This window comes from Klebsiella sp. K-Nf6, assembly GCF_002806655.1.
GTDB classification, from domain to species: domain Bacteria; phylum Pseudomonadota; class Gammaproteobacteria; order Enterobacterales; family Enterobacteriaceae; genus Klebsiella; species Klebsiella variicola.
The window spans coordinates 1-11,297 of sequence record NZ_PIBN01000034.1 but is presented as its reverse complement, the minus strand read 5'-3'; the positions used below and the strand labels follow the sequence as shown (position 1 = coordinate 11,297).

Annotated in this window: 14 protein-coding genes; 6 read left to right on the top strand and 8 right to left on the bottom strand. The window is 49.5% G+C overall.

All coding sequences use genetic code 11. The annotated features are described in order from the left end of the window. Positions 1-71 precede the first annotated feature (71 nt). Together CWM61_RS28295 and CWM61_RS28290 are read right to left on the bottom strand one after the other, a co-directional pair. Entirely contained in the window at positions 72-311 is a 240-nt protein-coding gene (locus tag CWM61_RS28295; protein ID WP_071583399.1) for a hypothetical protein, read from the bottom strand. 62 nt (positions 312-373) lie between these two features. Next, positions 374-607 (bottom strand): DinI family protein, encoded by a 234-nt coding sequence (locus CWM61_RS28290; protein WP_040975731.1) that lies wholly within the window; start codon positions 605-607, stop codon positions 374-376. 654 nt (positions 608-1,261) lie between these two features. Here CWM61_RS28290 and CWM61_RS28280 point away from each other — a divergent pair. Then, positions 1,262-2,623: a YncE family protein gene (locus CWM61_RS28280; protein WP_048333319.1), complete on the top strand. Its 1,362-nt coding sequence runs from the start codon at positions 1,262-1,264 to the stop codon at positions 2,621-2,623. Between the two features lie 343 nt (positions 2,624-2,966). On the opposite strand, the gene CWM61_RS28275 is transcribed toward CWM61_RS28280, so the two are convergent. From CWM61_RS28275 to CWM61_RS28250, 6 genes are all read right to left on the bottom strand, one after another. Continuing rightward, a complete protein-coding gene (locus tag CWM61_RS28275) occupies positions 2,967-4,730 on the bottom strand; it encodes an EAL domain-containing protein (RefSeq protein ID WP_064151304.1) in 1,764 nt (587 codons plus the stop codon). 313 nt (positions 4,731-5,043) lie between these two features. After that, positions 5,044-5,484 carry a PerC family transcriptional regulator gene (locus CWM61_RS28270; protein ID WP_100632255.1) on the bottom strand — a complete coding sequence of 147 codons (441 nt, stop codon included), beginning with the start codon at positions 5,482-5,484 and terminating at the stop codon, positions 5,044-5,046. A gap of 13 nt (positions 5,485-5,497) precedes the next feature. Continuing rightward, positions 5,498-6,043: a replication protein P gene (locus tag CWM61_RS28265; RefSeq protein ID WP_162889620.1), complete on the bottom strand. Its 546-nt coding sequence runs from the start codon at positions 6,041-6,043 to the stop codon at positions 5,498-5,500. Beyond that, positions 5,955-6,938 (bottom strand): DnaT-like ssDNA-binding domain-containing protein, encoded by a 984-nt coding sequence (locus CWM61_RS30000; protein ID WP_044522130.1) that lies wholly within the window; start codon positions 6,936-6,938, stop codon positions 5,955-5,957. The genes CWM61_RS28265 and CWM61_RS30000 overlap by 89 nt, the downstream gene beginning before the upstream one ends. 51 nt (positions 6,939-6,989) lie before the next feature. Next, positions 6,990-7,544, bottom strand: a complete 555-nt coding sequence (locus tag CWM61_RS28255; RefSeq protein WP_014907826.1) for a toxin YdaT family protein — start codon at positions 7,542-7,544, stop codon at positions 6,990-6,992. A 2-nt stretch (positions 7,545-7,546) separates the two neighbouring features. Next, positions 7,547-7,762 carry a transcriptional regulator gene (locus CWM61_RS28250; protein WP_100632254.1) on the bottom strand — a complete coding sequence of 72 codons (216 nt, stop codon included), beginning with the start codon at positions 7,760-7,762 and terminating at the stop codon, positions 7,547-7,549. 101 nt (positions 7,763-7,863) lie between these two features. Between CWM61_RS28250 and CWM61_RS28245 the strand changes: the two genes are divergently transcribed. From CWM61_RS28245 to CWM61_RS28225, 5 genes are all read left to right on the top strand, one after another. Continuing rightward, positions 7,864-8,253, top strand: a complete 390-nt coding sequence (locus CWM61_RS28245; RefSeq protein ID WP_012542200.1) for a helix-turn-helix domain-containing protein — start codon at positions 7,864-7,866, stop codon at positions 8,251-8,253. Positions 8,254-8,551: 298 nt separating this feature from the next. Beyond that, positions 8,552-8,674: a hypothetical protein gene (locus CWM61_RS30035; RefSeq protein WP_014228882.1), complete on the top strand. Its 123-nt coding sequence runs from the start codon at positions 8,552-8,554 to the stop codon at positions 8,672-8,674. A gap of 420 nt (positions 8,675-9,094) precedes the next feature. After that, complete coding sequence (locus CWM61_RS28235; protein WP_021462581.1) at positions 9,095-9,289, top strand: DUF1482 family protein; 195 nt, start codon at positions 9,095-9,097, stop codon at positions 9,287-9,289. A gap of 42 nt (positions 9,290-9,331) precedes the next feature. After that, positions 9,332-9,676: an Rrf2 family transcriptional regulator gene (locus tag CWM61_RS28230; protein ID WP_100632253.1), complete on the top strand. Its 345-nt coding sequence runs from the start codon at positions 9,332-9,334 to the stop codon at positions 9,674-9,676. 141 nt (positions 9,677-9,817) lie between these two features. Beyond that, positions 9,818-11,297: RecE family exodeoxyribonuclease (locus CWM61_RS28225; protein ID WP_100632252.1), on the top strand; the 1,480-nt coding region annotated here is incomplete at its 3' end.

Genomic DNA, 11,297 nt, shown 5'->3' with positions numbered 1-11,297 from the left:
GGGATTTTGATACTTCGGGGGTTTGCGTCATGGTTTCTCTCCGCGACGCAGCAGGTATAGGTTGTTCAGGCCTATGACGGGATTGTAACAGAACCAGGGGGAACCTGGTAACCAACTCCAGACTTAGCCTTTTCAATCATCTGTGAAAAAAGAGAGAGAGTCCCCACGATCTCATCCGGCTGCAAAGGCATAAACGAAACAGTGTCGCCGCGCCGGTACATCAGAGCGCGCTCACACACAGGAAAGGATGTCAGACGAGCAACTATCACCCCATCGTTGCATCTGATAATTGCATAGCCGGTGTTCGGCATTTCTTGTTTTTTACTCACAGCAAAATCCTCAAAATAAACCAGGCAAGCCACTGGACATCAACTTAACAAAACCAGTCATCAGCGCTTTCCCAGGTGTCCTGCAGGATTTCCTCTACACGTTTTTTATCTCCGTCCATTCCACCAAGCACGGTCAACCCATCAGAGCTGGCCCGACGAATCACAAGACTGCAGTTATTAAAGTTTTGATCCAATCGCCGCAGTAGCTCCTTCTCCAGAGCAGGCACAGCACCATCCGGCAATTTTTTTTGGCGATCAATTATGATTTCCACTTTCATAACTAGCTCCTCATGCAAATACTGTATAAATAAACAGTATACTTGTTAGGTTAAATGTTCAAGCGTTTAATGCCACTTTTCGCTAACCCATGCTCATGTTTAGATTGATCTTTTCTCCACAAAGGACGAAATCCGCTATCACAGGGATACAGTCATTTTTGTGGTGATCAACACCGTTGATAAGAAACGTTGCTACCTCTGGCGTACACTCGAATTTATTAAGATGGTCAGTACACAAGTGGCAACACCCGGTCACATGCTTCTGTAATGTTGGTTTAATTGACGAACGTCTTGAAATGGAATGTGCAGGAGACTTCTGCACTGATGATGCAATGCCCTGGGATGAAACCCGCTCACCTGGTAGTCATGCTGGACCTGTCGAGTCGCTTACCTCGCTTTTAAAGTGGCTGAAACTAAATTCCTGAGCGTCCGCACTTGGCACAATGCGATCCCCCTAAACTCAGCTCGCTGAACATCAAACTCCTGGCATTCATATACCACCAAAACAGTAATGATAATCATTTACATCAACGTGATATATTGAGTATGCTCATAACAAGACATATTTCTCATAGCAGAAGGTAACACTCAGTACGTGAGGAATAATCTGTGGCTGCATTGAGATGCAGCATCAATACAGTTTATGGAGATAAGATGAGAACAATTTCAGTCCGTTCAGTGCTGTTGGCCTCCACTATTACAATATCAACCGTCGTAACGGCATACGCCGATAGTCAATGGGCAGCAGCCACCACGACCTTTCCAGGTAGTATTCGTGCCGGATCTCGGGAAGTTCCTGTTAAGCCCGGAGATCACACGGTGATCACGATTAAGAACCTGCCAACAGGTGCGACTGTCACCATGCTGAATGGTGCTGAAGTCCTTACGCCGAAGCCATTGGCTGCCGATGAGAAGGGAAATCTCACTATTCCACTAAACGTTCCGGCCGACGCTGCTACAGGCCTTCATCCACTCACTGTTATCACGCAAAATCCCGCGAGCGTTTCGCAGGTTATGTTGAAATTGTCCAAGGTTGTTCCCCCGAAAAACACTGAGGCTTTCAGGCTGCAAACAATTCCCGTCGGTGAGCGGGCTTACCAGTCGGCAGTGTCGGCCGATGGGAAGCTCTTCGTGACTTCTGCACGCGGCCCGAAGGATGGTAGCCGGCTGATGAGACTGAACGCAGGAACGCTGGCTGTCGAAGCGGAGGCGACGCTGCCTAAAGACAAAAAGGGAGAGCAGATTGGAGTATTCGGAGTCGGTGTTGATAATGCCCATAACCATGTATGGACGACGAACACGCTTGCCGAGACGGTGACCGTCTATGACGCAAAGACCCTTTCTGTGGTGAAAGTCTTTCCCGAAGGGTCTGTTGTACATCCACGCGATGTTATTATTGATGAAGCCCACAATCGTGCCTATGTCAGTGCAGCGCTGACCGGATTTATCGAGGTATATGACACAAAATCACTTGAACACATCGGTCAACTTGAGTTCGTAGTGGAACATGGCAAAAACATGTTTAACAATACCGATCTTGCCCTTGACAGTGCAGGAGGGAAACTTTTCGGCGTCAGCCGTGATACGCCATGGGTAGGTTGGATTGATCTCAAAACGGGTAAGAGCACGACGGTGAAAGTGCCTGAGGCGCAGGGGGCAACAGACATCACTCGCGATCCGGCGACTGGCCGTCTTTACGTTGCTTCCCAGGAAACGAACAATGTCGTGGTTCTTGATGCGGACGGTAAGGTTCTCGCAGATACTTATATTGGTGCCGGAGGCGTATCTGTCGTCTGGGATCCAGTGACGTCTCAGGTTTTCGCCGCCACGCGTGCAGGTGGAACCGTTGCTGTTCTGAACAAGGACGGTAAACTGGTCGCTAATATTCCGATGGATGAAACACCAAACCACCTGACTGCCGCGCCTGATGGCGCCGTTTATGTGGTGTCGATGTACGGCGCTGTCGGGGACAAAACTCAAACAGGTTCAGTGACGAAAATCACCCAAAAAAAATAGCGACTTCTTTATTCGCGGGCAGACCGGCCTGACATTATTATTTACCCCCTTCCGCCCGTGGAGCGGGAGGGGGTATCCGGCATACCTGCCCAGTATTCACGTATTCATCCTCGATGCTGATTGATGTCCATTGCGATCCCCAAATGCAACCCGAATCTTTCCGCACGCAAGTCTCTAAGAGGCTGCTTTGAGCGAGAAGCGGAAGTGAGAATTTGTCATGATTACCCGGATGCAGGACGAGCATCGGCCTCTGATAATCAATGGAGAGCAGGTCAGGATGACCAGTTCCCTTCTTATTTGTATATTACGGGCAGGCGAGCATACGTATTTACTTAATACTCGTTCACTTTAAGGCTTCGTCTCTGCCGTGATACCAGGTTTCAAAAGCATCAGGGGTCATCGGTTTGGCAAAAAAATAGCCCTGAACTTCATCGCAGCCCAGCCTTCTTAAAATATCAACGGTCCTGGCGTCCTCGACTCCTTCGGCCAGAACGATATAGTCGAGCTGCTTGAGGAGTGTGATAACGTTGCGAACAATGATGCGGCTGGCATTGTCGCCAGCAACCTTACTCACAATAGAGCGGTCAAGCTTGATGATGTCCATCGGGATTTGTCGCAGGTAATTAATGTTGCTGTATCCGGAACCAAAATCATCCAGAGATATTTTAAATCCGCGTTGTTTGAGCATGTCCAGGCCGATAAGTGCAGCGGGGCTTTCCAGCATCTTCTCGGTTTCCAGACACTCCACCCCCAGCAGGGCGGGATCCAGACGCGCGTCCAGCATTTTCTGTTCCAGCTCATCGCAGAAATCTGGTCTTGAAAAATCACTGGCAGCCAGATTAATCGACACAGGTAAAGAAACTCCACGGCTTTGCCAGGCACTCAGTTGCACAATCGTGTGATCGATAACCCATGCTGTGAGTTCACGCATCAGGCTGGTCTTTTCGACCAGAGGAATAAACACACCCGGCAACACTTCGCCGTTTTTAGGATGTTGCCATCTAAGCAAAGCTTCGGCTCCCGTCACACGCCCTGTCACCAGTGAGATTTTCGGCTGATAAACCAGATATAAGCCCTGGTTTTCTTGTAGCGCTTGTCTAACTTCAGTAAGAAGGCTGAAATCAGTCTTCTTACGGCTATCCAGTGCGTCATCATAAACTGTAAACCGGCGCCCCTGACTTATCCCTTCATGCAATGCGCTGACTGCACGGCGCAGTATTTCATTCGATGTCAGAGATTTATCGCAAAGCCCGGAGTCACCCATGTGAATATCCAGATCAAGGGGAACTTCAGGGGTAAACCTGGCCTGGATCCCCTGAAGGCTTTGAGAGATATCTTCTAATGTCCGAGTTTTTTCCTTATGGGTAAAAAAGGCAAATCGTCCAACTGCCACGGCGTAGAGCGGCCCTTCTAAAGGCAGGCGGATCTGCAGCTCTGCGACCATATTACGAAGTAGATTTTCTACGGCAGTCATACCGAGTGAGCGAGCCATTTCGTAGGCTAATGGCATATCAATACAATCAATAATGACGAGCCTGAATGCGCCTTCAGTTGAAACCTCTATATCCTTCAGCAGTCGCTGCCGGTTTGGTAATAGCGTGACTATATCGAGGTAGCCGACGGAGTGCCACGAGGCCAGAAAATCCGATATAAGTCCTGCAATCTTTTCAAAAAGATCGAGCTGCTCGTCTGAAAGTTCCCTGGGCTGAGTATCGAGGATACACAAGGTACCTATGGGTACTCCATCCTGGGTTTTAAGTGGGCAGCCTGCATAAAAGCGAATGAATGGAGCCTCTTTCACCGCGTGATAGTCACGAAAGGTAGGGTGCTGATGAGTGTCATGACAAATGAATGTCTTACTCTGTTCCTGGGTCTGTACGCAAAATGCCTCGCTCAGGCTGATTTCCGTGACGGCAACATTTTGGGCTGATTTGATGTATTGCTTTTCTTCATCGAGAACAGAAACAAAGCCCATCGGCATGTTCAGCAATTGGCATATTAGATGAGTATATTTTTTTAACGCATCATCCCGGCCCTTGTCAGGATTTTTCAACAAGTCGATTGCCGCAAGTCTTTTACTTTCATCTCTGCTGAGATCGGTCAACATGGCAAGACATCCTCCGGCGCAATAGGCTTCTGGTTATTCCACACTCAAAGGTAGCATGCATCATTCTTCCAATGGCATATGGTAATACATACGCTGTGACCTGCATAAACTCTCACATTAAAATGTTTCCAGTTGATTGTCTCCCGGAAATGTCGCCCCCGGGCTGCCCGGTAATCCATTTGCTGGTTGTGTTTGTGTCAGTAATGTCCGCTCCTGGCACTCAGCGGACATCTCAGCTTTGCCTCACCCCGGGATATTTAAACTTAGCTTTGACATCCCGTACCAGCTGCTGTTGATTCCATTTTAGGCATAATCAGCACCTCGTCGCTTTGCGCAGGCAGCGGTTACGCATTTTGGCAAGCAACCAGAGTTCGTTTGCTGTTGTAGTCATCCCAAGCATCGATGTGTAAACAGTCGCAGCCCGGCGCCACAGCTTTTTGTCTTCCAGCGTCTTCGCCAGGGCCAGTGCGTCCTGGACTTTCTTCACATCCTCTTCAGATAATGGTGTTGCAGTCTGCGGCAGGGCAACATCGGAAGCCTCAACGCCTGCAACAACCCGGTAGACATACTGGCAACCGTTATGGGTACGATGGAGTTTTCCCGCGGCATGGAGTTGCCGCAGCAAGTTACCTGCTGTACTGGCTTGCAAGTCCAGCGCATCGCAGACATCCTGCAGGACGCATTCTGGCGTCCGGCTAACGATGGCAAGCACCATCTGTGCTTTGGTTACTTTGGTTTTTGATTGTTTGGTCATGGTCAAAACTCGTTTACTTGGTTAAACCTGCCGCCTTGCGGCGTTTGTACTCTTCCATCAGAACCTGCGCTGGCGTCGGCCCAGCTGGATGCCTCGGTGCTGCCAACTGCCGACGAATCGGAGGAATCGAAAACCCGTTAGCCAGGTGTTTAGTCCATTTCGTGAGTAAGTTTTCTGCCAGTTTTTTCAGCTCTCCCTCCGTCAGGTTCCTCTCAACTCCGGTTCTGCGCATCTCAATGCAAATGTGATACAGAACATCCTGTTTCCATGGATATTTGTCGCTGCCCGAGTATCGATAAGATTCGTTTCTCCAGCGTTTGTACTCCGCCATCACTGCATCGGATGTCAGATTGAATGGATTAGCACCGCTGGCTGACACCAGCGCAACGAACTCAGCAAGATCCGGCGGCCATGTGTTTCCCGCCGCACAGCGCTCCATACACTGCCTGCAGACCAGCATAATCTGGGCATCACTCATCGATCCAATCTGGGCAATCCACATATCCGAGGGCGCCGCCCCGTTCTTCTGGGTCCACCGGTTCGAGAATATCTCCCCCATTACCGTCCATAGCCGCCAAGCCGTATCCGCCGCCAGCAAGTCCGTTTTGCTTTTCCCAGCGCTCTCTGGCTGCCTGAATTTCCTGAACTGCCCGGGATGCAGTGTTAGCTGGTTGAATTCCTGCATGGCCATTACCTCCGGTTGCTGGTTGTGGTTTAGATTTGGCTCTGGCACTTATCACGCTGCGGGCAAATTTCTGCTCCCACTGAATCTGAGTGAACACTTTCCCCTCGGATTTCCAGTACGCGATGAACTCTGCCAGCTCTGTAGGCAGGTATGCCGGTTCGGGAAGCGCTATACCCCAGGTAGCAGCCAGTCGCGGCCAGTCCTGTGACGGCAGCCAAAGGTCGTGCATGGTGAATTTTCCGATCGGAATATCCACTCCAGGTAGATACTGAGGTTGCTGGGGAAAATTTCTCTCCTGCGCATAGAGAGTGGGGTTTGATCCTTTTCCCTTCCCTTCCCTTCCTTTTCCGTCAGTGAGTCCTCCATGAGGATTCACTGAGTCCTCACTGAGCCCTCCTTGATTAGGAGCTCTCTTTTCTTCCTTTCCTGCCTTAGACTCAGTGAATTCTGGCGGAAGAGGTATTTTTGAGGCCGAAGGCCTGTTTATTTTTTGATGCTTAAGGAAACCTTTAATCTGCAAATAGCAGACATCATTCACTGAATACTCAGTGAGTAATCCATGAGTAATCAGTTCCTGTATTAGTGGTTCGCAATCGAGCGCGTCCGCAGGGAAGATTTGCATCTTCAACCGTTTTGGCGAACGCTCAAGGCATCCCATATCGTTGGCGAAGTTGAACAACCCGATAAACAGGAGACGCGCTGGAATTGAACATTCCACCACCTTCTCATCTGTCCAGAATTCAGGTTTAACTGTTCTGATGCGGGCCATCTGAAACCTCTTATTAACCAGCTGGTGCTGGTGGTCATTGTCAAAACTCGATTAGAAAAACTGCGGCGCTACGGCGCTGATGCTCGCCAGTAGTGGTCCCGCCGCATCTGCAGGGAGCATGTTAAAAAGTGCAATTGCAGCTTCCCGTATTTCACGCTCTAGTTTCTGCAGAGGTGCGCCAAGTAACTTGGCCTGGTGCGCTTCGCTGCATTCTTTGATTGCATTGGCCACCAGCTCAGTTTCAGTTAAGCCATGTTTTAGGCCATGTTTGCGCGCGATCTCTATCGGCATTGCATCAGCGATCGCCGCCGAAAGCTGGATGACATAACTGGTGTACTTCTCTGAACCGCCCTCGTTTTTCAGGTAGCGATACAGATTTTGTTTATTGACGCTGATACCGCGCCCGTTTTGTTTCTCCCACTGTTCGGCCACCAGCTGCGCGACGTGGTCTTGCGCACGCCCAGGTAATGAGGACTCCCATTCCTGAACGGCGGCCAAAATGGCTCGGCATTTCTTGCCGTCACGCCGACGGGGCAAATACTGATTTTCCGTTTTCAGTTGCATACTCATCACCGGAGTATGATTTTCAAAAGAGGTGGTTTGCATGGTCACTCCTTAGGTATTCCATCCGTCGGATTCGGATATAGATCAGGACGTAATTCATGAGGCGTAACGCCCGTTGCATTAAAAACCTGTAAAACTCGCGATGAAGGCACAATACCTTTTGTTTTCCACTGACTTACTGCCATGCCGCTTACTCCAAGCGTTGATGCAAATTTATTGGCTGAGCCAGCTACTCGAATTGCGTTATCAAGGGCTGTCATATCTATCTCCTCGTTAAGTTAGGCATAATAAAGCATAGGTTTATATTCAATGCAAATTTTTAATTTATTGTGACTATAAACTAAACCTTTACAATGGGCTTATGAAAAACACTGAAGAACTCAACAACCAACTGATTGCTCGTTTGGAAGAAATTACTCAAAGAGGGATCAGCAAGGCGGATATGGCTCGCATTGCTGGAGTTACACCTCAAGCGGTGAATGGGTGGTTTAAGAAAGGAGTAATCAGTAAAAAGTCCGCAATTGCCCTCGCGGAAGCTGCCAATGTGTCTGTAACTTGGTTGCTTGGAGAGAAAGTATCTGAAGATTCAGGCCTCAAGCCAAATGAGAGCAAAATGTTACGTCTGTTTAGGCAGTTACCTGAGGCTGAACAAGAGAGAATGATTGATACGTTTGAAGTCCGCCTAAAAGAAATCGATGATTATGTTGAGAAATATCTCCGTGGTCGATTTAAGGCTAGCGACACTAACTAACATCTCTGATCTCACCCCATGAAACCGGCAAATGCCGGTTTTTTTTGCCTGCCGCGCAGCCTCAATCACTCCAACAGCTCCCCTGTCTCGATTAAAGCAAAAGTTTGCATCTGTATAAATCCAATGTTGACATCAAACATAAACCAATGCTTTAATAATTCCATCGCAGCAAGTCATCGAGGCAGGAAGCCCACGAAGTAGCTGCCGGCGGCATACGAAACACCGGATGAGATGACAGCAATATCAATCGCAGCAGGTTCAACGTTCGGCTGCCCGGCCTTAAGGGAAAGAAATGAGTATGGATAAAGCATATGAAGACTATTTCGAAAGCCTCTCTGAAGGTGAGGAGGCGCTGAGTTTCAGCGAGTTTACCGCGGCGCTTTCAGGTAAGCCGGCAGACTGCGCCTCTTCTGAAATGTAATGGAAATCCTGCGCGCTTCGTGGTGGTGAATTGCAGGGTGAAAAAGCTCAATCGTGAAGATCAGCGTCACGACACCACCGACGAAGCGCGTCGAAGTAGTGAAAATAAAAAATCAGGGTTTGCAATGCGGTGAATGCGGCTATGCGCACGCGACACAGTTAAAAAAGTAAACATGGCGGTTATTCACACGTTGTGGGGAAAAAGTTGTCGGCGGTAGTTGTTAACTGGCTGCCGTCACCGGGAGGCACCCGGCGCCGCATTGCAAAACCACATCCTAATACTGAGTTAACTGGAGATAACTATGAAGGATTTTGCCCGAGTACCTACCGGGAACCAGGCGACCCGCCTGAACTGGTTCGAGGTGAGACTACGCCAGCTGTGTTACTTGCTGGCGCAGAAAGGAAACCCTGAGGCTGAGGCATGAATACCCTGTTTGCCCTTGTCATCAGCGTTTGTGCTCTCACTGGTGAATGCTCTGATGTTCTGATCGGTGTTTATCCATCAGAGGCCAGTTGCAACAGCAACGCCGATGAACAAAAAGTACAGGGCCAGTGCCTCCCCTACCGAAATGCACAAAACATGGCTGACGACCAACAGCCTGCAGCGAGTTTTTGAATCGAGTTTTGACCAATGGCCGTTACGGCCGGAGAAGTGATTATGGAATTTGGAATGAAACGCGTTCTGGCACCTGTCCAGGCCGCCGCCACTTTGAATAAGCTCTATGACGGCTCGCCCGTTTCACTGACGGCCATCAGTAAAGAGTCAAAGCTGTCTACTTCATACCTTGAGCAGATCTTCAAAAAGCTGCGGGCGGGTAACCTGGTAATTTCACAGCGTGGCCCAGGTGGTGGTTATAGCCCCCGCGGCGATGACATCACCGTTACAGAAGTGATCACTGCGGTATCTAAACTGCCAGCCCATAAAACTTTTGAGCCTATCCTGCGAGCGCTTGACGACGTTCGCGTATCACAGCTGCTGCGGGCCGATTCGCCAGCCCCATAAAGCACAAAACCCGCGCAAGGCGGGTTAAGTACCCGGTCAGCCGACCAAAGCTTTCCGGAATCGAGTTTTGACCAATGACCACCACCAGGGCGGCTGCCATCAGCTGCCGGGTATCTTACAATCCAAAGGAGCCCAAACGCAATGAACAACTACCCGTATCTCATTAAAGCGAAGGCAAAAGCAAACGAAGCGAAAAGTCTCTTCTGCTGGTTCTCTGCTAAATCCGATTCTCGCGCCGAGCGCAAAATCCTGGACATCCTGGAAGACGCTGAAATTAACGTTGGCCGCGGCGCCAGCCATCAGCTGCCGATCCGCACCAACTGGCTCATCGTTGATGACTTACCGGAAGAAGGTGTACTGGATGACACCTGGTGCGATCGCTACGAGCTTGGTGGTGAAGACGGGCTGACATGGCAAAAAATCGTTGCGCCAGCGGCTGCTGAACCACAGCCCTCCAGTAAACCAGAAAACGATATCTCTCCTGCAAATAGCGATGAAGAGGACTATTCGAACAATGAAGAAGCACTCTTCAACCTGGCGGAAATGTCATTCCGCACGCAGCTGCTTGCCCAGTATATGGCCGACGAGCGTCACGTGTATCACATTAGCATTCCTCATCGTAACCGCCTTTCAGCGATGGAAATGGATACGGATAATCACGTTGTGCAGAATCTGCTGCTGACGGCAGAAAATATTCCGGAGCTTAAAAAATATGATATGCCTGGCCTGTGGAAATTTACCAGTGCATTTAAGAGCGTATTTCCTGTGGGGAAACGCCATGAGCTCGGCAAGCAAATTCAGTTCGCCAAATTGTGGCTTGAAACGTCGCACATTGACCGCGGGATCCTTACAAAGGAATGGGCTGCTGGAAACTATATCACCTCAATAAACAAAACCGATGCCGGCGCCAATGCTGGCGGCGGTAACAAAACTGACCGCAATCCGGATTATCAGCATTCGCTGGATACTCTGGATATAGAGATCGCTCTTGCAACGATGCCTATGGATTTTGACATCTATAATTTTCCGGCATCAGTCCACCGCCGCGCGAAGGAAATAGTACAGAAGAAAGAAAGTCCATTTAAAGAATGGTCTGCAGCATTACGGAGCACACCAGGCATCCTTGATTATTCCCGTGCAGCGATTTTTGCACTGATCAGGGAAGCATCCAGTGGAATAACTCCTTTTCCAGATCGGTTGCGTGGCTACATCAACGCGAATCTGACTGAACATAAGCATGATACCCCGAGCGCTGAGACGCTTACCAAGGCGGGACATATTCCATCTGCTGCAGTCACACTGGATGCAACAAACCAAGTAATCGCCGGAGAGGATAGCAGCGCAAAACTGGAAACACTCTCCTCCGACATTAAAGCAGTTGGTGCCGAACTGGTAAAAGAGGCTCAAAAGCAACGTCCGGACGCTAATCAGGTTCTGGCCGCCGAGCGCGGCGAATATGTTGAAGGGGTTAGCGACCCTACGGATCCGAAGTGGGTAACCGAAGACCTTACCAAGACCAGGCAGCCTGAAGTTTCAAAAATTGGGGACGGAGTATTTTCCATTGAAGGTCTTGTTGACGTTACGGGCAAGGTTAACCAAAAAGAAAAAACAGATGAAGTTG